General features: G+C 69.8%; 28 protein-coding genes. 5 read left to right on the forward strand and 23 right to left on the reverse strand.

The genetic code is table 11. The features are described from left to right. Nucleotides 1-21 precede the first annotated feature (21 nt). The 12 genes from jaqu_RS05695 to jaqu_RS05750 form a co-directional block, all read right to left on the reverse strand. Nucleotides 22-564: a hypothetical protein gene (locus jaqu_RS05695; RefSeq protein WP_043917991.1), complete on the reverse strand. Its 543-nt coding sequence runs from the start codon at nt 562-564 to the stop codon at nt 22-24. Further along, entirely contained in the window at nt 561-1487 is a 927-nt protein-coding gene (locus jaqu_RS05700; RefSeq protein ID WP_043917992.1) for an aspartate carbamoyltransferase catalytic subunit, read from the reverse strand. Before jaqu_RS05700 ends, jaqu_RS05695 begins: the two co-directional genes overlap by 4 nt. A gap of 58 nt (nt 1488-1545) precedes the next feature. Next, nucleotides 1546-1884, reverse strand: a complete 339-nt coding sequence (locus jaqu_RS05705) for a DMT family transporter (RefSeq protein WP_201774353.1) — start codon at nt 1882-1884, stop codon at nt 1546-1548. 7 nt (nt 1885-1891) lie between these two features. Then, nucleotides 1892-3379, reverse strand: coding sequence for an aldehyde dehydrogenase family protein (locus jaqu_RS05710; RefSeq protein ID WP_043917993.1), 1488 nt, complete (start codon nt 3377-3379; stop codon nt 1892-1894). A 21-nt stretch (nt 3380-3400) separates the two neighbouring features. Beyond that, a complete protein-coding gene (locus jaqu_RS05715; RefSeq protein WP_052500791.1) occupies nt 3401-4255 on the reverse strand; it encodes an ABC transporter permease in 855 nt (284 codons plus the stop codon). Beyond that, nucleotides 4252-5154 carry an ABC transporter permease gene (locus jaqu_RS05720; protein ID WP_043917994.1) on the reverse strand — a complete coding sequence of 301 codons (903 nt, stop codon included), beginning with the start codon at nt 5152-5154 and terminating at the stop codon, nt 4252-4254. Before jaqu_RS05720 ends, jaqu_RS05715 begins: the two co-directional genes overlap by 4 nt. Beyond that, on the reverse strand, nt 5151-6215 hold the full coding sequence (locus jaqu_RS05725; protein ID WP_043917995.1) for an ABC transporter ATP-binding protein: 1065 nt from the start codon (nt 6213-6215) through the stop codon (nt 5151-5153). Before jaqu_RS05725 ends, jaqu_RS05720 begins: the two co-directional genes overlap by 4 nt. A gap of 61 nt (nt 6216-6276) precedes the next feature. Next, complete coding sequence (locus jaqu_RS05730) at nt 6277-7332, reverse strand: ABC transporter substrate-binding protein (protein ID WP_043917996.1); 1056 nt, start codon at nt 7330-7332, stop codon at nt 6277-6279. Continuing rightward, nucleotides 7329-8624 carry a sigma 54-interacting transcriptional regulator gene (locus tag jaqu_RS20500; RefSeq protein ID WP_052500792.1) on the reverse strand — a complete coding sequence of 432 codons (1296 nt, stop codon included), beginning with the start codon at nt 8622-8624 and terminating at the stop codon, nt 7329-7331. The genes jaqu_RS05730 and jaqu_RS20500 overlap by 4 nt, the downstream gene beginning before the upstream one ends. Beyond that, nucleotides 8621-9403, reverse strand: a complete 783-nt coding sequence (locus jaqu_RS20505) for a PAS domain-containing protein (RefSeq protein ID WP_052500793.1) — start codon at nt 9401-9403, stop codon at nt 8621-8623. The genes jaqu_RS20500 and jaqu_RS20505 overlap by 4 nt, the downstream gene beginning before the upstream one ends. Nucleotides 9404-9516: 113 nt before the next feature. Beyond that, a complete protein-coding gene (locus jaqu_RS05745; protein ID WP_043917997.1) occupies nt 9517-10725 on the reverse strand; it encodes an acyl-CoA dehydrogenase in 1209 nt (402 codons plus the stop codon). After that, a complete protein-coding gene (locus jaqu_RS05750) occupies nt 10722-12014 on the reverse strand; it encodes an aspartate aminotransferase family protein (protein ID WP_043917998.1) in 1293 nt (430 codons plus the stop codon). Before jaqu_RS05750 ends, jaqu_RS05745 begins: the two co-directional genes overlap by 4 nt. Nucleotides 12015-12089: 75 nt before the next feature. On the opposite strand from jaqu_RS05750, the gene jaqu_RS05755 reads away from it, so the two are divergent. Both jaqu_RS05755 and jaqu_RS05760 read left to right on the forward strand, forming a co-directional pair. Further along, complete coding sequence (locus tag jaqu_RS05755; RefSeq protein WP_236687800.1) at nt 12090-12683, forward strand: cupin domain-containing protein; 594 nt, start codon at nt 12090-12092, stop codon at nt 12681-12683. Beyond that, complete coding sequence (locus jaqu_RS05760) at nt 12674-13795, forward strand: CaiB/BaiF CoA transferase family protein (RefSeq protein ID WP_043917999.1); 1122 nt, start codon at nt 12674-12676, stop codon at nt 13793-13795. Before jaqu_RS05755 ends, jaqu_RS05760 begins: the two co-directional genes overlap by 10 nt. On the opposite strand, the gene jaqu_RS05765 is transcribed toward jaqu_RS05760, so the two are convergent. Continuing rightward, a complete protein-coding gene (locus tag jaqu_RS05765; RefSeq protein ID WP_043918000.1) occupies nt 13792-14571 on the reverse strand; it encodes a citryl-CoA lyase in 780 nt (259 codons plus the stop codon). The two genes, jaqu_RS05760 and jaqu_RS05765, sit on opposite strands and share 4 nt — an antisense overlap. Further along, entirely contained in the window at nt 14568-15776 is a 1209-nt protein-coding gene (locus jaqu_RS05770; protein WP_043918001.1) for a CaiB/BaiF CoA transferase family protein, read from the reverse strand. The genes jaqu_RS05765 and jaqu_RS05770 overlap by 4 nt, the downstream gene beginning before the upstream one ends. A gap of 85 nt (nt 15777-15861) precedes the next feature. On the opposite strand from jaqu_RS05770, the gene jaqu_RS05775 reads away from it, so the two are divergent. Further along, nucleotides 15862-16533 carry an IclR family transcriptional regulator gene (locus jaqu_RS05775; RefSeq protein WP_043918002.1) on the forward strand — a complete coding sequence of 224 codons (672 nt, stop codon included), beginning with the start codon at nt 15862-15864 and terminating at the stop codon, nt 16531-16533. On the opposite strand, the gene jaqu_RS05780 is transcribed toward jaqu_RS05775, so the two are convergent. Then, nucleotides 16530-17315, reverse strand: coding sequence for a MauE/DoxX family redox-associated membrane protein (locus jaqu_RS05780; RefSeq protein WP_043918003.1), 786 nt, complete (start codon nt 17313-17315; stop codon nt 16530-16532). The two genes, jaqu_RS05775 and jaqu_RS05780, sit on opposite strands and share 4 nt — an antisense overlap. Nucleotides 17316-17332: 17 nt before the next feature. Continuing rightward, nucleotides 17333-17839, reverse strand: coding sequence for a DUF305 domain-containing protein (locus jaqu_RS05785; RefSeq protein ID WP_043918004.1), 507 nt, complete (start codon nt 17837-17839; stop codon nt 17333-17335). A gap of 102 nt (nt 17840-17941) precedes the next feature. Here jaqu_RS05785 and jaqu_RS05790 point away from each other — a divergent pair, with 102 nt between their 5' ends. Then, nucleotides 17942-18214 carry a metal-sensitive transcriptional regulator gene (locus jaqu_RS05790; protein WP_043918005.1) on the forward strand — a complete coding sequence of 91 codons (273 nt, stop codon included), beginning with the start codon at nt 17942-17944 and terminating at the stop codon, nt 18212-18214. On the opposite strand, the gene jaqu_RS05795 is transcribed toward jaqu_RS05790, so the two are convergent. From jaqu_RS05795 to jaqu_RS05825, 7 genes are all read right to left on the reverse strand, one after another. After that, nucleotides 18211-18606: a hypothetical protein gene (locus jaqu_RS05795; RefSeq protein ID WP_052500794.1), complete on the reverse strand. Its 396-nt coding sequence runs from the start codon at nt 18604-18606 to the stop codon at nt 18211-18213. The two genes, jaqu_RS05790 and jaqu_RS05795, sit on opposite strands and share 4 nt — an antisense overlap. Before the next feature lie 3 nt (nt 18607-18609). Then, nucleotides 18610-20019, reverse strand: a complete 1410-nt coding sequence (locus jaqu_RS05800) for a multicopper oxidase family protein (RefSeq protein WP_043918006.1) — start codon at nt 20017-20019, stop codon at nt 18610-18612. A 14-nt stretch (nt 20020-20033) separates the two neighbouring features. Then, on the reverse strand, nt 20034-20912 hold the full coding sequence (locus jaqu_RS05805) for a copper resistance D family protein (RefSeq protein ID WP_043918007.1): 879 nt from the start codon (nt 20910-20912) through the stop codon (nt 20034-20036). Nucleotides 20913-20918: 6 nt separating this feature from the next. After that, nucleotides 20919-21263: a copper resistance CopC family protein gene (locus jaqu_RS05810; RefSeq protein WP_043918008.1), complete on the reverse strand. Its 345-nt coding sequence runs from the start codon at nt 21261-21263 to the stop codon at nt 20919-20921. Nucleotides 21264-21369: 106 nt separating this feature from the next. Further along, on the reverse strand, nt 21370-21837 hold the full coding sequence (locus jaqu_RS05815) for a DUF411 domain-containing protein (protein WP_043918009.1): 468 nt from the start codon (nt 21835-21837) through the stop codon (nt 21370-21372). A 41-nt stretch (nt 21838-21878) separates the two neighbouring features. After that, on the reverse strand, nt 21879-22214 hold the full coding sequence (locus tag jaqu_RS05820) for a hypothetical protein (protein WP_043918010.1): 336 nt from the start codon (nt 22212-22214) through the stop codon (nt 21879-21881). Nucleotides 22215-22271: 57 nt separating this feature from the next. Next, nucleotides 22272-22856, reverse strand: a complete 585-nt coding sequence (locus tag jaqu_RS05825) for a Spy/CpxP family protein refolding chaperone (RefSeq protein ID WP_089268303.1) — start codon at nt 22854-22856, stop codon at nt 22272-22274. A 71-nt stretch (nt 22857-22927) separates the two neighbouring features. Between jaqu_RS05825 and jaqu_RS05830 the strand changes: the two genes are divergently transcribed. Further along, nucleotides 22928-23449, forward strand: coding sequence for a Crp/Fnr family transcriptional regulator (locus jaqu_RS05830; RefSeq protein WP_161793829.1), 522 nt, complete (start codon nt 22928-22930; stop codon nt 23447-23449). The last annotated feature ends 302 nt before the right edge of the window (nt 23450-23751 follow it).

The raw sequence follows: 23751 nt of genomic DNA on the forward strand, positions 1-23751 counted from the left end.
CCGTGGGGGAACGTCAGGGATCTATCCCGGGTTCGACGGATAGACCTCGGGCAGCACGGCGAGCCGTGTCGTCGACCTGGTGGGGGTCGGGATCGCACGAAAGGCGAAGGCGGCATCCCTCCGTCCGAAAGGGGATCGCGATACTGCCGCGAATGTTGCGACGGCCAGATCGCCGAACGCGACGTCGCCCTGCGCTTCGTCAGAGACGGAAAGCGGAAGGCCCGGGCTCAACGGCTTCTCTTCCTGGCCTTGGAATGGACGGCTTCGGACGACGAGGGCGCGCCGGTCTGTCAGGATGTACCTCGTTCCGGCGCGCCGCCACATATCCGTCAGGTAGGGCCCGACGAACAGGTGAAGCCCCAGCAGGAACATCGCACCCGGGATCACGGCGGCGATCGACGAAGCAGACCATAAGAACAGAAAGCCCGCGCCGATCCCGCCGAGCCAGATCGTGGCGAACGGCAGCAGGAGAGCGAGTTCCGACGCCCGGAACAGGATACTCCGCGAAGGCCGGCCGAGCCAGAGGACCTCCTCTCCCGCGTCGAGACGGACGTTGAGGCTCATCCCGCCCGGTTCCGGGCCAGGAGTTCCATCGCGGCCATGCGCACGGCGACGCCCATCTCCACCTGCTCCTGAATGACGGATCGGTTGATGTCGTCGGCCAGCGTGCCGTCGATCTCGACCCCGCGGTTCATCGGGCCGGGATGCATGACGATGGCGTCCGGCTTGGCGTGGGTCAGCTTGGCGGCGTCCAGCCCGAAGCGGTGGTAGTACTCCCGCTCGGACGGGATGAACGCGCCATCCATCCGCTCCCGCTGAAGGCGCAGCATCATCACCACATCCGCGTCGCGCAGACCCTCTTCCATGTCGTCGGTCACCTCGACGCCCAGATCGGCAACGCCCGCCGGCATCAGCGTGGGCGGCCCGACCAGTCGGACGCGGTTCTCCATCTTGCCCAGCAGGATCAGGTTCGAACGCGCCACCCGGCTGTGGGCGATGTCGCCGCAGATGGCGATGGTCAGCCGGTGCAGGCGGCCCTTCTCGCGGCGGATCGTCAGCGCATCCAGCAGCGCCTGGGTCGGATGCTCGTGCCGACCGTCGCCGGCGTTCAGCACGGCGCAATCCACCTTCTGCGCCAGCAGGTCCACGGCGCCCGATTGGGGGTGGCGCACCACCAGCAGATCCGGGCGCATCGCGTTCAGCGTCATCGCCGTGTCGATGAGCGTCTCGCCCTTCTTCACCGACGAGGTCTGCATCGCCATCGACATGACGTCCGCGCCCAGCCGCTTGCCCGCGATCTCGAAACTGGCCTGGGTGCGGGTGGAGTTCTCGAAAAACATGTTCACCTGCGTCAGCCCCTGAAGGGGCCGATGCGGCCGCTCACCGGCGCGGGCGCTTTCGGCGTAGGTGTCGGCGAGATCCAGGATCTCGGTGATCTCGAGCGGATGCAGGGGCTCGATGCCCAGCAGGTGCGGCTGTCGGAACATGGCGCGCTTGTGCGGCCAGCGCGGTCCGGGATCAAGGGGCGCGGGGGCAACCCGCCCGTCACGCGCCCGGCGACAGGCGCAGGACGAGGATCCCCGCGACGATCAGGACGATCCCGGCCAGCGCCTGCGCCGAGGGCCGCTCGCCGAAGGCCACGAACGAGATGCACGTCACCAGCGCGATGCCCGCCCCCGCCCAGATCGCGTAGGCGATGGACAGCGGCACGTGGCGGAAGGCCAGCGCAAGACAGCCGAAGGACGCCGTGTAGCCCAGCGCCGAGGCCAGGACCCAGACGGGCCGCGACAGCCCGTCCGACAGTTTCAGCGCCGAGGTCGCCGCGACCTCCGACAGGATCGCCGCCGCGAGCCAGATCCAGGCCACGGCGGCCCCGTGGATCACGCCGACCTCACCAGCCGCCTTCGGCGCGGCGGTCGTAGCGCTGCGCGCCGCCCAGATCGAAGACCAGCAGCTTCTTCTCGGTAAAGGTCTCGAGGAACCACTGGCTCAGCTCGCGGCCCACGCCGGACTGCCCGGCCCCGCCGAAGGGGGCGAGCTGGTCCCAGTAGTTCGAGGTCTCGTTGATGTTCACCGAGCCGTGGGGCAACGCCTCGCCCACACGCCAGGCGGTCGCCAGATCCTGCGTCCAGAGCGACGCGATCAGGCCGAGCCCGGACATGTGCGCGATGTCGATCGCTTCCTCGGCCGAGCGGATCTTGTAGATCGGCGCGACGGGACCGAACGTTTCTTCCTGCATGATCTCCATGTCGAGCGTCACGTCCGTCAGGATCGTCGCCGGGAAGTAAAGCCCCTCTTCCTTGCCGAACTGCTCGATCGTGGCGCCCTTGGCGCGGGCATCGTCCACATGGCGCTTGACCCGCGCCAGCGTATCCGCGTTGCAGAGCGGGCCCATCTCGGTGTCCTCGGCCATGGGGTCGCCGATCTTGAGCGCGGCGGCCTTGGCGCGGAACTTCTCCAGGAACTCGTCATAGACGGCCTCGTGCACCAGCAGACGCTCGGCCGATGTGCAGACCTGCCCGGAATAGTAGAAACACCCGTTCATCGCGCCATCGACGGCGGCGTCGATATCGGCGTCCGGCAGAATGATGAACGGCCCGTCGCCGCCCAGCTCCAGCAGGTGCGGACGCAGGGCGCAGGCCTCGGCGATCTTGCGGCCCGTCGCGGTGGACCCGGTGAAGAAGACGCCGTCCACCCCCTTGTGGTTCACCAGCGCGGCGCCGGCCTCGCCCTTGCCTTGCACGACGTTGATCACGCCGTCCGGGACGCCAGCCTCCTTGAAGACGTCGGCGAGCATCGCGCAGGAGACAGCGGCATATTCCGACGGCTTCCAGATCACGCAATTGCCCGCCGCCACGATATGCGCCAGCGCGATCGAGGAGATATCGGTGGGGAAGTTGTAGGGCGTGATCGCCGCCACCACGCCCAGCGGGCGATGATTCATGACGAGGCGCTTGTTCGTCGTCCGCTCCTGCGTGGACGGGAAGGACAGCCCGCGATGGCGCAGGATCTCTTCGGCCGACTTTGCCCATGACGGGGCGGAGTATTCGAACACCTCTTCGCGGGCATCGGTGATCGTCTTGCCGATCTCCTGCGTGATCTTCTGCGCGATGGGCTCTGCACGTTCGAGGAAGATCTGGTGGATGCGCCGCATGATCTGCGCGCGCTCGATTACCGACAGCGCGGCCCAGGCCGGCTGCGCGGCGCGGGCGGCGGCGACCGCAGCATCCACCTCGGACTGCCCGCCCAGACCGACCTCGGCGACGAGGCTCCCGTCATGGGGGTTTCGGACCTCGAAGCTCTCGGCCGTATCGCACCACTTGCCGTCGATCAGCGCGGCCTGCGTCGGGGCGACGCGGATTTCGGATTGCACGTTCATGGGTCTAACCTCCCTTGAGGGTCATGCCCGGCCACCGGGCTTGTCGCGAAGAAGAAGGACGGACAGGACGACCAGAACCGCCGAAGCCAGCACGATCAGGGCACCCACGGCGTTGATCTCGGGAGTGAGCCCCCGGCGCATGGTCGACCAGATATACATCGGCAGCGTGTTGTCCCGCCCCGTCAGGAAGAAGGTCACAGGGATCTCGTCGAAGCTGAGCGTGAAGCTCAGCAGGCCGGATCCGATGACCGCCGTGCGTATGTTGGGCAGCGTCACGAAGAAGAACGTCTGCAGCCCGCTCGCGCCCAGATCGGCGGAGGCTTCCTCGTAGGATCGGGGCAGGCGCTGGAGCCGGGCGTAGACCTGCGTGACGACGACCGCCAGTAGCGCGGTCGCATGCCCGATGATGACGGTGGTCAGCGACAGGTTCGCGCCCATGAGGCGGAACAGCGTCAGCATCGAGATGCCGGTGATGATGCCGGGCAGCGCGATGGGCAGCAGAACCAGCTTGCGGAACAGGCCCTTGCCGGGAAAGGACAGCCGGTCCAGCGCCAGCGCCGCCGGGACCCCGATGATCAGCGTCAACGCCGTCGAGCAGGTCGCCACGTAGAGCGAGTTCCACGCCGCCTCTATCAGTTGCTCGTTGCTGGCCAGCTTGCGGTACCAGTCCAGCGTGAAGCCCTGGATCGGCCAGGACAGCAGCCGCCCGGAATTGAAGCTGAACAGCACCAGCACCGCAATCGGCAGGTAGAGGAAGGCGAGGATCGCGGCGATCGCGCCTCCCCAGGCGAGGCGTGCGCCCAGGCCGTTGCGGCTTCGGCGCCGGCCCTTCGCGCGGACCGGGACGATATCGACCTGTTCCTGGACCACCGTCATGCCAGACGCCCCTGCCCCACCCGTTCCAACCGGTCCGAGGCGGAGATCAGCACAAGGATGAATACCAGCATCGTCAGCGCAAGCGCCGAGCCCAGCGGCCAGTTCAACGCCGCCCCGAACTGCGTCGCGATCACCCCTGCGATCATCTGCCCATCCGGGCCGCCCACCAGCATCGGCGCGATGAAGTCACCGAAGGACAGACAGAAGGTCATCGTGAAGCCCGCGATCACGCCCGGCATGGCCAGGGGCAGCGTCACCTTGAAGAACGTCGACAGGTGCCCCTCGCCCAGATCGGCCGACGCCTCGTGAAGCGAGGGCGGGATCTTCTCCAGCGCGGCATAGATCGGCATCACCATGAAGGGGATGAAGACGTAAGTCAGCGTCAGGACCATCGCCGCCTGGTTGTAGAGCAGCACCGTCAGCGGCTCGTCGATCAGGCCCGCCGAGATGAGAAAGCTGTTGAGGATCCCGTTCGTGCCCAGGATCGTTTTCCAAGTATAGGCGCGCAGCAGGTAGCTCACCCACAGAGGCGCCACGACGGCCATGTAGAGCGCCAGCCGCCAGCCCGGACTGCGGACCCGGAAGACAAGGAAATAGGCATAGGGAAACGCCAGAAGCAGCGCGCAGAGGCTGACCAGCGACGCGATCTTGAGCGTCCGCAGGAAGACGTTGCGATATTGCGGATCGGTGAAGATCGTCACGTAGTTCCCGAACTGGAAGTCGGGCACGGCCAGCGGAAACTCGGCCCGCCAGACGCTGTAGACGACCAGCGTCAGGTAGGGGACGAACATGAAGACGACCGTCCACAGAAGCGGCGGCGACAGGACCAGGTAGCGGCGCATCGCCGTCCAGCGCCGGGCGCGGAGGCGCGCCTCCGGAAGGGGCTCGGCCAGGCTCATGCGGCCTTGTCCGCCGCGGGGCCGAACGCCATCAGGCGTGCGGGCGGGATGACGATCGTGACCGCCTCGTCGGGGCGTGGCAGGCCATCGGTTGCGGCGCGGTCGGTCACCTGGAGATCGACGGCAAGCCGTCCGTCGCCGACATTGACGAAGACGCGGACCGCGTCGCCGCGATAGAGCAACTCGTCCACATGCCCCGTCAGGCCATCGGCGACGTGGCCCTGCCGAAGCTCCACCTTCTCGGGGCGGTAGCCGAAGCGGGCCGGGCGGCCATGGGGCGCGAGGTCTTTCGGCGCCCGGATCGTCTGGCCGAAGGCGCGCAGGCCGGTGCGCGTCATCTCGCCCTCGAAGAAAGAGGTCGTGCCGACGAACCCGGCCACGTAGGCATCCGCAGGCTTGTCATAGAGCTCGGACGGCGCCGCCTGCTGCACCACACGGCCGTCGCGCATCACGACGATCCGGTCCGACATTGCCAGCGCCTCGGACTGGTCGTGGGTCACCATGATGAAGGTCAGACCCACCAGCCGGTGCAGCCGGCGCAACTCCACCTGCATCTGCTCACGAAGGTTCGCGTCGAGCGCGCTGAGCGGCTCGTCCAGCAGCAGGACCTTCGGGTGCCGCACGATGGCACGCGCAAGCGCGACGCGTTGGCGCTGCCCACCCGATAGCTGATGCGGCATCGCTTCAGCGCGGTCCGCAAGACCGACCATGTCCAGCGCCTTCCGCGCTTCGGCCGCCGCCTCGGACCGGGCCATTCCGGACACCTTCAGGCCATAAGCCACGTTCCGGCCCACGCTCATATGCGGGAACAGCGCGTAATCCTGGAACACCATGTTCACCGGACGCCGGTTGGGCGGCAGGTCGGTGACGTCCCGCCCGTCGATCGAAATCGTGCCCTCGGTCGGCTCCTCGAAGCCGCCGATCATGCGGAGCAGGGTCGACTTGCCGCAGCCCGAGGGGCCCAGCAGCGTGACGAACGCGCCTTCCTCGACACGCAGGTCCACGCAATCCACGCCCACCACCTCGCCGAAGCGCTTGGTCAGTCCGGTCAACTCGATCATCGCGTCACCTCCGCCGATGGGCGGGGCGCGGGTGGGAGCGGGCCCGCGCCCCAAGGGCCTGTCACTGCGATTTCACCGCGTTCCAGGCATTCGTGTAGGCGCCGAGCCGGGGGCCCAGATTCTCCCACAGGAGAAGACTGTCGAGATACGCGGGATCGTCCTGATGCAGCGCCTCGAACTGCTCGGGCGTCATGCATTCCCGCGCGGCCACCGGGTTGGCCACCGAATAGCCGTTCACGCTGGCGACGCCGCATTGCCCGGCCTCGGAGATGGCCATGTTCAGGAACTGGTAGGCGCAATCCTCATTCGGCGTGCCCGAGACGACCATCCAGCTGTCCATCCAGCCCTCGGCGTTCTCCTCAGGGATGAACTCGACCACCTCGATGCCCTGCTCTGCCAGAAGCGCCGACTGGTAGCCCGCCCAGGTGTTCGACAGGACCACCTCGCCGCTGGCGAACAGGTCCACCAACTCGCCGGCGGACGACCAGTATTTGCGGACGTTCGAACGCATCTCGCCCAGCGTTTCCTGCGCGGCGGCGATCTGCTCGTCGGACAGGTTGTAGATATCCATGTCGCCGTTCATGCGCGCCGCGACATAGATCGCCGACTTGTCGTCCCAGAGCGCGACCTTCCCCTCCAGCGCCGGATCCATCAGCGCGTCAAGGGATCTCGGCGGAGTCTCGAAGGCGTCCGGCTTGTACATGAAGGCGATCGCGCCCCAGGCGTAGGGCACGCCGTAGACCTGCCCGTCCGAGTTGATCCCTTCCGAGGTCCGGAACCGCTCGTAGAGCTCGTCCCACCGGTCCAGCCGCGACGTGTCGATCGGATCGACGAAGCCCGCGGTGATCAGCGGCGCGGTCGAGTCCGAGGACGGCGAGACCAGGTCGAAGACCCCGCCGCCGGCCGCCAGGCGCGGCGCGAAATCGTCGTTCGAGCCGACATAGGTCGCCGAGACAGTGCAGCCCGTCGCCTCCTCGAACGGCGCGATGAAAGATGGATCGGCATAGCCTTCCCAGGTCAGAAGGTTCAGCTCGCCCTCGGCCATCGCCGGAGCGGCGGCACCAAGCGCCAGGGCGGCCGAAGCCACCCCACCGGCGAGGCGGGTCTTGATCGTCATGCTGTCTCTCCCTTGTTGCGGGGCCCGTCTGCCGGGGCCTCCCGGTTGGTGGTGTCCGCCTTGTCGGCGGTCTTCCGCACGATCGTTCCGATATCGACGCCCAGCGCGCGCGCCGCGGCCCGCTTGGAGCCGTGGGCCGCCACGGCCCGGTCGATGAGATTACGTTCGAACCGCCGCACCTCGGCCCGTAGGTCCATCGTCGCTCCAGCCTCCGGCTCGGGGGCGTCGTCGGCTGGCAGCATCAGTTCGGCCAGAAGCTCTTCCATGTCGGCGGCGTCCTCCACGAAGATCGCGGCGCGCTGCACGAGGTTTAGAAGCTCCCGGATGTTGCCGGGAAAGGCGTAATCGTCCAGCAGCGCGAGCAGGCGCTGCGGCAGGATGACGGGCGTCGTCCGCCGCTGGTTGATCGTCCGCAGGAAGCGCTGCGTCAGGTGCGGGACCAGACCCGGCATCTCGCGCAGGGCGGGCACCCGCAGCGTGGCCACGGCAAGCCGCCAGAACAGATCGGCGCGGAACCCGCCCTCGGCCACGGCGGCCCGCAGATCGGAATTGGTCGCGGCGATGACGCGCGGCGGCGGAGCGGCGGGGCCGCGACCATCCCCATCCTCGAGCCAGCCGATCAGCCGGGCCTGCAATTCCAGCGGCATCTCGGCCACGTCGTCCAGAAACAGCGTTCCGCCTTCGGAGGCGGCCAGCGCGCCGTCCTCACCGAACAGCCGCCCGGCCAGCGCGTCGACACCCAAGGCGCAATTGACGGTCTGGAACGGGTCGCTCGCATCCGCGACGGAGGCATGCAGGAACCGGGCGATCTCGGATTTTCCGACGCCGGATTCGCCCACGATCAACACGCGCATCCCCGCGCGCATCGCGCGTTCCCCGCGCGAAAGGACGCGGTGCAGGTCGGGCGACAGGCGGCGCTGCGCCTCGAAATCGGGGCGGGTGCGCGCGGGTGCGGCCTGCGCCGGGCGCGTGCCACCGCGCCGCCAGTCCAGCGCATCGAGATCGCGCAGCTCGACCAGCCGCTCGCCCCCGGCGGGCCCGCGCAGCGTCGCGAGGACGTGGCGCGGCCCGAGGCGAAGCGGCGCATCCAGCGCGACGCCCTCGCCGACGGCGCGCGACAGGGCGGCCCATCCCTCGGCCGTCGGGGCGAGGCCGTCGATCGCGCGCCCCACGGCCGCACCGGGCGCAAGGCCCAGCATCGCGGCAGCCGTGGCATCCACCCGTCGGACCCGACCTTGGGGGTCGAGGACAAGATGCCCGTCGTCGCTCAGCTCCAGGATGTCCCAGCTCATGCGCCGCCCTCCGGCAACAGCGTGAGAACGGCTTCGCCATGGGGGGCGGCCGCCGCCTCGATGATCCAGCCGGGGGCGGTCCGCCGCGCGGCCGGGCCGCCCGGAACGGCGGCGTCCAGTGCGGCCCGGGCCACCTCGCCCAGCGAAAGCGCATCGAGCGCCTCGACCAGATCGGATCCGACCGGGTCACGGCCCAGGATCCGTGCGGCGGCAGGGTTCGACTGTGCGATCCGTCCCTGTCCATCCACCGACAGGGCCGCCACCGGCAGCGCCGACCAGAGCGCCGCGGCCTCCGAGAGGCGACGCTCCAGCAGGTCGGCCCGGCGGCGATGCTTGCCGACGTCGCGAACGGTCCCGAACATCCGGATCAGGCGGCCGCCCTCCACGTGGGCGCGGACGTCGTTCTCCACGTAGATCGGCTCGCCGTCGTATCGGGTGTCGAGCGCGGGCGCAGCATCCACTTCGAAGCCATTGGCCAGAAGGTTCAGGACGAAGGCTTCGTTCTGCGGATTGCGCGGAAAAATCTCGCTCACAGGCCGGTCCAGCAGGCTCTCTCCGGCGGGGAGCATGTAGAGTTCGTGCATCGCGCGATTGGCCAGCGACCAGCGCGGCGCATTCTCGAAGACCTGCCGGACGACTTCGGCGTCCGGGGCCGTCACGTCGACGGGCCGACCGAACTCCATGCACCAGCAGGCATCACGAGAGGCGTCGACGATGGCCCGCAGGATCTCGGCGTCGAGCTGGGGCTGGGCGGCTTGATCGGCAATTGATGATTTCATGCAGCAACGCTGCAATAACGCATCGCATCTGGCAAGGCCGAATTTCGTAGGCCGGCACAAAAAACGAAAAAGGGGGGCGTATCGCCCCCCTTCGACCGTGCCGATCGACCGGCTCAGCAGAAGGCCTGAAGCCCGGTCTGCGCCCGCCCCAGGATCAACGCATGAACGTCATGCGTGCCCTCGTAGGTGTTCACCGTCTCGAGGTTGATCATGTGGCGCATCACCCCGAATTCCTCCGAGATCCCGTTGCCGCCATGCATGTCTCGGGCCTGCCGGGCCACGTCCAGCGCCGCGCCGCAATTGTTGCGTTTCATCATCGAGACCAGCTCTGGCGAGGCGGTTCCCGCCTCCATCATCCGGCCCAACCGCAGGCTGCCCTGCAGCCCCAGCCCGATCGCCGTCTGCATGTCGGCCAGCTTCTTCTGGTAGAGTTGCGTCTGGGCCAGGGGACGGCCGAATTGCTTACGGTCCAGCCCGTATTGCCGGGCGGCGTGCCAGCAGGCCTCCGCCGCGCCCATCACCCCCCAGGAGATCCCGTATCGCGCCCGGTTCAGGCAGCCGAACGGCCCCTTCAGGCCCTCGACGCCGGGCAACAGGGCCTCTTCCGGCACCTCGACCCCGTCCATCACGATCTCGCCGGTGACTGAGGCGCGCAAGGACAGCTTGCCGCCGATCTTGGGAGCCGAGAGGCCGGGCGTCCCCCGTTCGATCAGAAAGCCGCGAATTACGCCGTCGAGCTTGGCCCAGACGACGAAGACATCGGCGATGGGCGCGTTCGAGATCCAGGTCTTCGTGCCCGTGATCCGGTAGCCGGTCGCCGTCTTCTCGGCGCGGGTCTTCATGCCGCCGGGGTCCGATCCGGCATCGGGTTCGGTCAGGCCGAAGCAGCCGATCGCCTCGCCCGAGGCCAGCTGCGGCAGCCATCGGGCCTTCTGCGCCTCGGACCCGTAGGCGTGGATCGGATACATCACCAGAGACGACTGCACCGACATCATCGAGCGATAGCCCGAATCCACGCGCTCGATCTCTCGCGCGACAAGGCCGTAGGTGACGTAGCCCGCGCCCAGCCCGCCGTATTCCTCGGGGATGGTCACGCCCAACAGGCCGGCGGCACCCATCCGGCGAAAGACCTCCGGGTCGACCACCTCGTCGCGCGCGGCGCGGGTCACCCCCGGCGCAAGCTCCGCCTCGGCGAAGGCGCGCGCCGCATCACGCAGCATCCGCTCGTCCTCGGAAAGCTGATCCTCCAGCCGGAACGGATCGCTCCAGTCGAAGGGGCCCAGTGCGGGGCCTTTGCCCGTCTCGATCATGACGTCCTTCATGCGCCCGCCTCCCGTGTCGCGGCCTCGAAGATGTCCATCGCGCGGGCCAGCGTGGCGTCGTCCACCACCAAGGGCGGCAGCAGACGGACGGCGTTGCCGCGGGTGCCGCAGGGCAGCACGATCAGCCCGCGCGCCTCGCAGCCCGCGATGACCCGTCCGGCGCGTGCCGGATCGGGCCGGTAGGCAGATCCCTCGCCCTCGCCGAATTCCACCGCGACCATCGCACCGGGGCCGCGCACTTCCGCGATCCCGTGCCCTTCGGCGGCCAGCGCCGACAGCCGTGCGGTCATCGCCTCGCCGATCCGCCGAGCGGCGGCGCACAGACCCTCTGCCTCGACCGTGTCGAGCACCGCCAGAGCGGCGGCCGCCGCGACCGGATTGCCGGCATAGGTTCCGCCCAGCCCCCCGGCAGGCGCGGCATCCGCGATCTCGGCCCGCGCGACCACCGCCGACAGGGGGAAGCCGCCTGCCAACCCTTTCGCCAGCGTCGTGATGTCCGCCGCGACGCCCGCGCGCTCCATCGCGAACAGCGCGCCAGTCCGAGCGATCCCGGTCTGCACCTCGTCGGCGATCATCACGATCCCGTGGCGGTCGCACCGCTCCCGGAGGGCGCGCAGGAAGTCTGGCGAAGCGGGATTGAACCCGCCTTCGCCCTGGACCGGCTCGACGATCATCGCGGCGACGCGCGCGGGGTCGATCGCGCCGGCGAACAGACGGTCCAGCGCCGCCAGAGCCTCGGCTTCGTCGATCCCGCCCAGAGGATCCGGGAAGGGCGCGTGGTGGATCTCGGGCGGCATCGCGCCGAACCCGGCCTTGTAGGGCACCTGCTTGCCCGTCAGCGCCATCCCCATCAGCGTGCGGCCGTGAAAGCTGCCACCGAAGGCCACGACGCCCGACCGGCCCGTGAATGCCCGCGCCATCTTGATCGCGTTCTCGACCGCCTCGGCCCCCGTGGTGACCAGCATCGTCCGCTTGGCGAAGGCGCCGGGGGCGGCGGCATTCAGCCGCTCGGCCAGCGCGACGTAGCCTTCGTAGGGGGCGACATGAAAGCAGGTATGGGTGAACCGCGCCATCTGCGCGCCCGCCGCTTCCATCACGGCGGGATGCCGATGACCGGTGTTCACCACCGCGATGCCCGCGGCGAAGTCGATCATCTCCCGCCCGTCGGCCAACGTGAGAATGGCGCCTTGTGCGGCGTCGGCCCAAAGGCCGCGTGTCGCCACCCCGCGTGGCACCGCCGCTTCCCGACGCAGGTCCAGCGCGTCGCCGATGTTCTGTTGCCCGTCCATGACCCCTCGCCCTATGCTTCGAATTCTGATAGACACTGCTCAACATTCTGAGCAATCGCGGAGACGTCAAGAGGAATGATGGACGGAACCGAAGAAGAGGACGGCGCGGTCGATGTGGGCGCGCGACTGCGCGCGCTCCGCACGCAGCACGGCTTGTCGCAACGCGAACTCGCGGAACGGGCGGGCGTCCCCCATGGCCAGGTTTCCATGGTCGAAACCGGCCGCTCCTCTCCCACCGTGGCCAGCCTGCGCAAGATCCTGAGCGGGCTGGGGCTGAGCATGGCGGAGTTCTTCGATACCGGCCCCGCCGATCCACCCTCGCCATTCGTGCCCGCCGACCGCCTGCGCGATCTGACGCCGCTTCTGGGGCGGCGCGGCGCGGGACGAATCACCTTGCGGCAGGCCGGGGACGCCCGCGCGCACGGGCTCCAGATCCTGCACGAAACCTACGCGCCCGGCGCCGATACCGGCGAGACCATGCTGGAGCATCGCGGCGCCGAGGGCGGCGTGATCACGCGCGGGCGGATCGAACTGACCGTGGGCGAAGAGACCCGCATCCTGCGGACGGGCGACGCCTATCTCTTCGACAGCCGGCAGCCCCACCGCTTCCGCAATCCCGGACCGGAGGAGGCCGAGATCGTCTCGGCCTGCACGCCGCCATGGCTGTAGGCGAGACCCCGCTCGCCGGGCTCCGCGTGCTGGAACTGGCCCGCGTTCTGGCCGGTCCCTGGATCGGACAGGCCCTCGCCGACCTGGGGGCCGAGGTCGTCAAGATCGAGGCGCCCGGCGGCGACGAAACCCGAAGCTGGGGCCCGCCCTTCGTCGAGGACGGGGGGTCGGCCGCCTATTTCCACGGCGCCAACCGGGGCAAACGGTCGGTCGTAGCCGATTTCCGCACGGAGGACGGGCGCGCCCTCGTCCGGGACGAGGCCGCCCGCGCCGACATCCTGATCGAGAACTTCAAGGTCGGCGGACTGGCGAAATACGGGCTGGATTACGCCAGCCTGTCGGCCCTGAATCCACGGCTCGTCTATTGTTCGATCACCGGGTTCGGACAGAACGGCCCCTATGCCGCCCGCCCGGGCTACGACGCGCTGATCCAGGGCCTCAGCGGCCTGATGTCCATCACCGGAGAGCCGGACGGCGCGCCCCAGAAGGTCGGCGTGGCCGTCACCGACATCGTGACGGGTCTCTACGGCACCATCGGGATCCTCGCCGCAATCGAACAACGCCACCGGACCGGGCGGGGCCAGCATATCGACATGGCATTGATGGATTGCGCGATGGCCATGCTGGCGAATCAGGCGATGAACGCACTGGTCACGGGCCGCGCGCCGCCCCGGCAGGGCAGCGCCCATCCCAGCATCGCCCCGTATCAGGTCTTCGCCTGCGCCGACGGGCACCTGATCGTCGCGGTCGGCAATGACGGCCAGTTCGCGCGGCTCTGCGAGGTGCTGGAGCGCCCGGACCTCGCCACCGACCCGCGTTTCGCCACCAATCCAGACCGGGTCCGCAACCGCCCGGCCCTCGAGGAAGCGATCGGCCCACTCATCGCCGGATGGGCGCGCGATCCGCTTCTGGCGGCGCTCGAAGGGGCGACCGTTCCCGCCGGACCGATCAACGACGTGGTCGAGGCGCTGGCCGATCCACAGGTCGCGGCGCGCGGCCTCGTGATCCGGCCCGGGGGCGTTCCGGGGCTTCGTGGGCCATGGCGCTTTTCCGACGCGGATCTCAGTCTGGATCGCGGCGCCCCTGCCTTGGGCGAGGCCGGTCGCGCCTAGGCCCCTTCATCCGGATCGTAGGTCCAACGGTGGCCGGGCGGGGTGGGCCCCTTGTTGCGCCCGCCCTGCCGGGTCTGCTCCCAGGCATGGGCCAGGATGCCGACGCTGCGCGAGAGGACGAAGAAGCCCCGCGCCAGAGGCGGCGGGCAGCCCAGTTCGCCGTAGATGACGGCTGTCGCCCCGTCGATATTCATGGGGATGAGCCGGCCCTTCCGGCGCGCCAACTCCGCCTCGACGGCGCGTCCGGCGCCGGCGTGGCGGCCGTCCACCGCGCCGCGCGCCTCCGCCGCGTCGACCAGGCCCAACAGCGCCGGCGCGCGCGGATCGACAGGGTGGAACCGGTGTCCGAAGCCCGGAACGTAGCGCACGCCCCGCGCCGCCAATGCGTCCAGCGCGGGGCCTGCGCCCTCTGCGATGACATGCGTGTAGAGGTCCAGCGCCTGCTCGCCCGCGCCGCCATGCACGTCGCCCAGCATCCCGATGCCGGTCGCCATGGCGGATTGCAGCCCCACGCCGCAGGTGGCCGCCATCCGCGCCGCGGCGATGGACGGCGCCTGCGGGCCATGATCGACCGCCGCCACCAGCGCGGCCTCGAACAGGTCCAGCCGCGCGCCGCCCAGGTCCCCGCCCGTCACCAGCCGCCAGATCATCGCCGGGAACCGCTCCGTGCCGATGGACTCCTCTATGGGACGTCCGCGCAGGTCTATGCGCCCGGGCTCCATGTCGATGATCGCTGTGCGCCACCAATCGGCAACCGGGTCGATCTCGCGGCTCATGCCGCGTCCTGCCGGCGCAGCACGGCGTCGATATCCGCCTGGTCCACCCCCGCCTCGCGCAGGATCTCCGCGGTATGGGCGCCCAGTTCGGGCGGCGGCGCCTCGACGCTCAGCGGTGCGCCGTCCCAATGCAGGCCCGGACGCACGGCGCGGACGGGTTTGCCCGCGATCTCTCCGAAATCGGCGACCAGCCCGCGCCCCTGGACCTGCGCCGAGGCCAGCGCGTCGGCCACGGTCGCGACGGGCCCCGCAGGCACGCCCGCCGCGTTCAGGCAGTCCACCGCGTCGCCCACCGCCCAATCGGCCAGCGCCGCTTCGATCGCGGCGGTCAGGTCCCGCCGGTTCGCCATCCGATCGGCCCGCCGGGCATAGCGCGGATCGTCCGTCAGTCCGTCCAGCCCGAGCACCCCGCACAGGGCGATCCACTGCTCCTGCTTGTTGGCGGCGATGTTGATAAGCCCATCCGACGCCCGGAACGCACCCGAAGGGGCAGACGTCACGTTGTCGTTGCCCCGTCGCGCAGGCGCCACGCCCGCCACCAGCCAGTTCGAGACCGCCCAGCCCATGGTCGCCAGGGTCGCCTCCAGCATGGAGACGTCGATCGTGGCGGCGGGCCGCGCGCCGTCCGGGCCGCGCGCCGACAGGGCCGCGCAGATCGCCATGGCCGCCGTCAGCCCTCCGATCGTATCGCAGAGCGGATAGCCCACGCGGGTCGGCGGCCCGTCGGGATCCCCCGTGATCGACATGACCCCCGACGCGCCCTGCACGATCTGGTCGTAGGCCGGCAGGCCCGCCATCGGCCCGTCCTGCCCGAAGCCCGAGATCGCGGCATAGACCAGGCTCGGATTGGCCGCGCGCAATGTCCCCGCATCGAGCCCGAGGCGCGCCATCACGCCGGGACGGAAGTTCTCGACCACCACGTCCGCCCGCGCGGCCAGCGCGAGGAAGGCCCGGCGCCCCGCCGCGTCCTTGAGATCCAGCGCGACCGACCGCTTGCCCGCATTCTGCGCCAGAAAGCTGACGCCCATCCCGGCGGCGTTAAGCGCCTCGTCGGCGCCAAGCTGTCGGGCCAGATCCCCACGGCCCGGCGCCTCCACCTTGACGACATCCGCGCCCAGGTGAGCGAGCTGGTGACAGCAGAACGGCCCCGCCAGAACGTTGGTGAGATCCAGCACCCGGATCCCGGCCAGCGGTTTCGCGGTCATGGCAAGTGTTGCGCAGAATGAAACATGCGTTTAGCCAAGCAGAACACGCGCGCCGTGTAAACCTGTCGCAGCCGCAAGGGGACGCATGGAAGGGACCGGCCGGGTCGATGCCGTCGCCAAGGCGATGCGCCTCCTGCGGGTGATCGGCGATGCGGGCGCCCCGCTCAGCCTGTCGGAGGCATCGCGACGCGCCCGCCTGCACAAGAGCACTGCGCTCCGGCTCCTCTCGACGCTCGCCGATGACGGGATGGCCGCCCGCACGCCTGATGGCCTCTGGCGCCTCGGGCCCGAACTGCGCCGCCTGGGCGGCCTCCCTCCCACCGACCACCTCTCACCAGACCTGGTCCGACCCGCCCTCGACCGCCTCGTCGCCGCCACACAGGAGACGGCATCCTTCTACGTCCGGGACGGAGAGGAGCGCGTGATCCTCTACCGCCGGAACGCACCCCGCGCCGCCCGGCATCATCTGGAAGAGGGGGCTCGCCTCGACCTCTCGGACGGGGCCGCCGCCCTCGTCCTGCGGGCCTTCGCGGGCGAATCGGGCGCCCGGATGGAGGAGATCCGGCAGGCGGGTCACGCCACCTCGCTCGGCGCGCGCGATCCGGACGTGGCGGCCGTCGCCGTTCCCGTCTGGCGGGACGGCGCGCTCGCAGGCGCACTCAGCGTCTCGGGCCTGATCGGGCGCATGGACACGCAGGCCCGTGCACGCGCGCTGGCCGCCTTGCAGAAAGAGGCCGAAACCCTGTCCGGCGCCTAGATCAGCAGAACCAGCATCACGATGGCCATGCCCATCATCATCAGGTTCTCGGTCAGCGATACGAAGCCCAACGGCACGTTGGAGTTGCCGCCCACGCAGGCGCATTTCAACTCACGCTTGTCGACATAGACCGCCTTGAACACGCTGACCGCGCCGATGGTCGAGATCACCAGCGCCGCCGGAGCCGCCAGCCAAGTCAGCAGCATGCCGGTCATCAGCACGCCCGCCGCCGTTTCCACCCACGGGTAGACATAGGCATAGGGGACCCAGCGCCGTGCCAGCAGGTCGTAGTTCAGGAACATGGTGGTGAAGCCCTCGACGTCGCGCAGCTTCTGCATCCCCAGAAGGATCATCGAGATCGAGATGAACCAGCCCAGCGTCTGCCACGTGATCGCGCCCAGCATCCCGATGGACAGGGCCACCGCCGTCGCGGCCGCCACGGCGAAGAGATAGATCACCGGCTTGTAGGTCGTGGCCTTCGGGTCGTGGTCGGTCAGGCGCTCGCGCAGGTCGCTGTAGCCGCCGACCCGCGCGCCCTCGATCCAGATCTGCGGCGTGGTCGGAACGCCGTATTCGGCCTTGAAGGCGTCGACCTCGGCACGGGTGCGGAAGACGCGGTCGTCGACCTCGTAGCCCTTGCGCTCCAGCAGCCAGCGGGCCTTCTGCCCCGCGGGGCAAAGATGATCCGGCAGCGCCATGCGATAGAGCACGGCCGTCTTGCCGGTGGCGGAGGTGGCGGGGTCGGTAGACACCTCCGAGACGTCGCGGGTATCCTTGGGCATGTCAGGGCTCCTTCGGATCAGGGTTCGGTTCTGGGCGTGCCGGGGACGGCGTCGCCGTTCGCCTCGATGTCGGCAATGTAGCGCTTCATCTCCGCGATCTCGGAACGCTGCGCCTCGATGATCGCGTCGGCCAGCGCGCGCACGCGCGGGTAGGAAATGTTCGCCCGCTCGGAGGTCATGATGGCGATGGAGTGATGCGGGATCATGGCCTTCATCCAGGCGATGTCGCCCACGGTGTCCTGGCTGCGCACGAGGTAGAGGAAGGCGCCGAAGGCGATGGCCGCGCCAGCGAAGATCGCGAGGTTCAATGTCCGATTGGCATACATGCCCAGCATGAAGGCGAGCATGACGATGGCCATGACCGCCCCCATATAGAGCGCCATCCACATGCGCGTCTGGCTGAAGAACACGTGGTCCAGCGCGTAGGTGTTCAGGTACATCAGCCCGTACATCACGACCGTCGAGGTCGCGATCATGGCGGCGAAGCGGGCGTAGGAGCCGCCTTGGTGGTCTTTAGTCTTCATCGGGCCCACATATACCCCTATAGGGTATCTGGACAAGACCGGCGGGCGGCGGGTTTCCCCCGCCCCTTCATCGCCCGGCCAAGTGGCAGATAGGATCGCGCCATGCACCAGAACCGCGACGCCGCGCTCAAGCGCCTCAGCCGCCTCGAAGGCCAGATCCGGGGGATCGCCCGGATGGTCGAGGAGGACCGATACTGCGTCGACGTACTGACGCAGATCGCCGCCGTGCGCGCTGCACTGAAGGGGGTGGAGAAGCTGGTCATCGACGACCACGCCGCCCATTGCATCGAGGATGCGCTAGCCTCCGGGGACCTCGACGATCAGCGCGCGAAGTTCACCGAACTGCTGGACTTGCTCGACAAGGCGCGGAGCTAGGCGCCCCGCTGCCAGGGCCGCGCGAACAGGAACCACCCCCCGAGGACCACGTCCACGCCCAGGCAGAACGGCCCCCACCAGCGCGGGGCGGGGCCATCCGACGCCACGTGAGCCGAGATATCGAACAGGCCGTGTCCGATCATGGCGGCGGCCACGAGGGGCAGGGCGCGCGCATGGCCGATCACCGCGACCCCGAGGAAGGCAAGTGCGATCGCGATGTGGAGGGCGATTTCGGGACCGGTCCCGGCTTCGATGGCGAAGACGGGATAGAACAGCGCGATCGCGGCCAGCAGGATAGGTCCGGTCGCGCGATCCCGGTCCATGCCCGTCGCGCGCAAGAGACCGGTCGTGGCGCCCCCGAACACGACCCCGGCCGCGAGCGGAGCGAGCATCGGTCAGGTCACCTCGAACCAGCTCAACATGCCGGAGGCCTGGTGGCCGAGCATGTGGCAGTGCAGCAGCCACCGCCCCGGGTTGTCCGCGACGAAGGCGATCTCGACAGGCTCGCCGGGACGGACGAGGACGGTGTCGCGGCGCGCCTGATAGGCGTCGGGCTGCTCGCCGCGCGTCAGAACGGTGAAGTGATGTCCGTGCAGGTGGATGCCATGCGGCCAGCGCGTCTCGTTGACGAGACGCAGCCGGACGGTGCGTCCCAGCGGCGCCCGGAAGGCGGGCTCGTCCATGTCGCCCGCGACGCCGTTGAACGCCCAGACCCGCCGGGCCGCCACGAGTTGACGGAAATCCTGTTCGACGCCGCCCAGACGCGCCCGCTCGAGCCTGCCCATGGCGCCGCCCTCCATGCGCAGCACCTCCTCCTGCGGGGCGGAGAGGTCGGGCGCACGGGCCGTCCCCGCCGGCAACGGACGGACGGGGCCGGCCTGCGGCGGCAGGGCCGTCACGCCTCCGTCGATCAGCGATCCGATCTCGACCCACTCGTCCCGCCCGGCATCCATCAGGATCGGAAGCGGTGCGTCCAGTCCGGCCGGGATGTCCACCACGATGTCCGCGCGCTGCGCGGGCGCCAGCAGGATCCGCTCCGCCGGTCGCGGCGCGACCGGATAGCCGTCGAGCGCGATCAGCAGGGGCGCGAGGCCCGGCATCCGCAGTGGCATGATCCGCGCCGTGGCGGCGTTGATCAGACGCAGGCGCAGGCGTTCGCCCCGGCGCACGGGCAGGCGCGCGTCGATGGCTCCGTTGATCGTCACCGTGTTGCCCAGCCGCCCGGCATGGGCCCAGTCATGCAGGTCACCGAAGCTCGCCTCGTGCAGCGCGCCATCCTCTTGCAGGCGCCAATCGGCCAGCATCAGCGTCGCCTCGGCCGTCGCGGCCCCCTCCAGCCCCTCCCAGGCCTCCACGTCGTCCACGATCAGCGGCCCGGCGAGCCCGCGGGCCACCTGCTCCCACGATCTGGCATGGGCATGATACCAGTAGGTGCCGGGATCGGGCGCGACGAAGTCGTAATCGAATGTGCCTCCCGGCGGCACGGGATCCTGCGTGACGCCCGCCGCCCCGTCCATCGCGTTCGCGATGCGGATGCCGTGCCAGTGGACGGCACTATCCTGCGGCAGCCCGTTCTCGAAACGACGGCGCACACGCTCTCCGGCGCGGACGCGGATCTCGGGCCCCGGCACCGTGCCGCCATAGCTCCAGACCGGGCTGGGCCCGTAGCCCGCCGGCGCGATCTGGGCGGTCGATGGCGCGGCGCGCAGGACCGGCATGTCCCGCGCGGCCGCGCGCCGTGCGAGGGCCGGAAGGGTCAGGGCCGCGGTCCCGGCGGCGAGGAGGGTTCGGCGCGTGATCGACATGCGAGGCTCCGGGGTCAGAGGTTGACGGGCGGCGTGGTCACCGTGGTGATCGCGGCCGTTGCGACAAGGATGAGCGCGACCATGGCACCTTCCAGCGCGATGGACCGGCGCAGGGAGGCCGAGGCGCCCGGCGTTCCGGCGGCGAGTGCGGGGACGAGCCGCAGCTTGTTCCACGCGGCAAGGCCGAGCAGGGCCGCCACGACGGCGACCTTCGCAAGCAAGACCCAGCCATAGGCCGTGCCGAACAGGGCGGCAGGCGACCCCGACAACAGCCAGGCAAGCCCCGCCCCGGCAACCGCGAGCCCGGCGACGACACCCATCGCGACGAGGCCGAAACGGTGGAGCAAGGCGCCCCCCTCGGGGCCGGCGCCCGCCCGGCGAAGCGGCGCGAGCGCGCCGACCCAGAAGGACGCGGCAAGGACATGGGCGACGAGGAGCAGGGCCAGCGCCGCGCGGGGATCGCCCAGGCTGTGCCCCACCTGCGCATAAGAGACCGCCACCGCGGCGCTGCCACCCAGTGCGATCCAGAGGCCGGCGCCCGGCAGCAACACCGCCAGGATCACCGCCTCTCCGAAGCCCCGCCAGATCGCCGCCACGCCGAGCGGGCTGTCCCAGACGAAGCCGAGCATCGTCGCGTCGGTCGCCCCGTCCAGCCCCATCCCGGAGATGCGAGCGGCCCGGATACCGAACCGAACCGCAAGCACGGCGAGCCCCACAAGCGCCGCCGCCGCCGCGATCCGCCGGGCCAGCCGCAGCACGTCCGGCGTCGCCAGCCGCCGGAAGACGGCAACGAACAGGACACCACCCATCGCCAGAAGCGCGGCCGCGTAGCCCGCCGCCTTCGCGGCGATGGCAAGCACGGCCAACCCGTCGATGGGGGCGAGACCCGTCATGCCCGGTCAGTCCGACACGGTGAATCCGAAACCGCCCTGCATCGGGTGGCCGTCCTCGGCCATGCCGCGCCAATCCAGCCGGTAGGTGCCGGGGGCGAGCGTCTCGGCGGGCACGGCGTGGAACTCCGCGACCGGCTCCATGCCCGTCTCGCGATCCATGGCGATCTCCGCGCCATCGCGCGTGAGCGCGGCAAAGATCACCCTCATGGGCGCATCGAAAACGATGTGCAGCATCGGCACCTCCGCGACCGTCGCACCGTCGGCGGGGGTCGTGCCCTCGGCCTTCGAATGCGCCGCGGCCGCGCCCGCCAGGACAGACAGCGGCAGGGCGAGAATGGCGGATCGGATCATGGTCGGTCCTCCCGGCCCGGTCGCTGCCGGGTCCTTTCGGTGATGGCGCCGCGCCGGCCACGCGCCCGCAAGCGCACCGGCCGAGTTCCGTGCGAGACGGCGCGTGTCATTGGGCAAAGGGGTCGGCCGTCCCGGCGCGGTAGAATACGCGCCCGGCGCCCGCCGTACCGCCGAACGCGATCACGTCATAGCGCGCGTCCGGATCATCCCCCATGCCGGGTGAGCCCATGGGCATCCCCGGCACGGCGAGTCCCGCGATGTCGGGCCGGTCGCGCAGCACGGCCTCCAGCGCCTCGAAGGGGACATGCCCCTCGAAGACGTAGCCGCCAGCCTCGACGGTGTGGCAGGACGCCAGCGTCCGCGGCACGCCGAGCGCGGCCTTCTCGGCATCGGGATTCACCAGTTCGGAGATGGTCACGGCATAGCCCCGCGCGCGGGCGAGGTCGGCCCAGGCGTGGCAGCAGCCGCAGGACGGCGCGGTATGCACATGCATCGGCACCGCGGCCCGGGCGGGCAGGGCCGCGACCGAAAGGGTGGCGGCGGAAAGGGCGAGGAAATCGCGTCGATTGGTCATGGGATCGGTCCTTGGTTCGATGGATCGGAGCGGCAGGCCTCTCAGGCCAGGGCTCGGATCTTCGGCGGACCGGTCGGGACGGCGGTCCTGCGTCCGTCCCCCACGACCGGGACCGTCGCCCCGAGCCGCGCGGGCGATGCCGCCGCCAGATGATGGATCGACAGACAGGGGGCGACGGCGTCGATCAGACAACCGCCGTTTCCGGCGCCGGCCGCATCACAACACTCCTCCAGGCTCGCCGCGTGGCTATGCCCGCTCTCATGACCCTCGGCCGCATGATGTCCGTCCGCGCCGTTCCCGATCCCGTGCGCCATCGAGGCGGCACCGGTCACGGCCAGAAGGACCGCAAGGGTCAGAGAGAGGACGACGCGAAGCACGCGACATACCTACCCAGGGTATCCGAGTCGGGCAAGCCGCAGCGCGGTCCGCGCCGATCAGCCGCAGCCGTTGTGCCGCCGCCACATCTCGACATCGTGGCCTTCGGGGACCGTCTCGCACGGATCCTCAGCATAGCCGCGAAGCACGGCGTAGAGGTCGATCTGCGCCTGCGTCAGCAACGGCGCCGTGCCAAGATGCGCCGACAGATGCACCAGTCGAAGCGCGGCGCGCGCATCACCGGCTTCCTGCACGAGACGGGCCAACTCCGCCCGGTCCGGACCGGTCTGCTCGAACGCCCTGTCCAGCGCCCGTTCCGCTGCCACGAAACGCTCACCCGCCGCGACGGCATCTTTCCGCATCGAATCCCGGATCGCCGCGATGGCAGAGCGCTGACCGGCATCCAGGCCGATCTCGTCGGCAAGCTCCAGCAGATGCGCGGGCCCCGGCACGCCGTTCAACTCCGCGGCACGCGCGAGGCCCCATCCGTCGCCCCGGGCCAACTCGGCGAGGTCGTCTGCGGACAGGGACGCGATCTCGCGGGCCTGCTCGCCGGCATAGGGCGACGGAGGCGGACCTTCCTCCGCCCCGACCGGCGTGGCGAGCAGGACAAGCACGGTCAGGACGTTTCGCAATGGGGACATGTGTGGTTCCTCCGACGTGCCGTTGACGCCGATCTTGCACGGGACGGCTCCGTACCGACATGATCGTGATCATGTCCGATGCATGGTCGCCCGCCTTCGTCTCCGCCCCCGAGCGCAGCCTGCGACGTGGCGACGTGTTGTTCCGGCGCGGTGATCCGGTCCGTCACCTCTTCCATCTCCGCGACGGCCGCGTCGCCCTGCGCCGCGCGCTGAGCGATGGCGGCGAGTTGACCCTGCATGTCGCCGGTCCCGGCGAAATCGTCGCCGCGGCATCGCTCTGGGCCGAGGCGACCCATTGCGACGCGATCTGCGAAACGGATGTGCGTCTCGCCATGCGTCCGGCCTCCGACCTGCGCGACTGGTTGGGAACCTCGCCGGCCGCGACCGCGCTGGCTCGGGCCGCGCGCGAGATCCAGGCCCTGCGCGCCCGCGTCGAGATCCTGCGCCTGCGCCGCCTGAGCGACCGGCTCGACGCATATCTCGATCTTAACGGACCGCCCGCGCCCGGCGACTGGGTCCGCGTCGCCGACTGGATCGGCGTGACGGCTCCGGCGCTCTACCGCGAATTGGCCCGGCGGCGGGGCGAAGGCTGAGGGCTTCCTGCGGGACGACCATCCGGGGCGAGCCGGTCCTCGCTGTCGGCTGCCGGAGCGGGTCTGAAATCTGCCCCGGGCTCCGAGCGTCGTATCGGACCGACCCTGGGCGACCCGATCGCCGGTCGTCTCCGATCCCGGCGCCGCGGATGGAGTCGCTTATTCAGGACAGAGCCCCTCGGACGGGCTTGACCCGGCCCGTGCTCCATCTTTCGTGACCGGGTGTAACAGTCCTTAATCCGTCGTGCCGTGCATTTCCGTCTGTACGGGGGGTGCACGGGGGGTGCACGGGGGGTGCACGG

Origin of the sequence: Jannaschia aquimarina (genome assembly GCF_000877395.1) — a bacterium.
Lineage (GTDB): Bacteria > Pseudomonadota > Alphaproteobacteria > Rhodobacterales > Rhodobacteraceae > Jannaschia > Jannaschia aquimarina.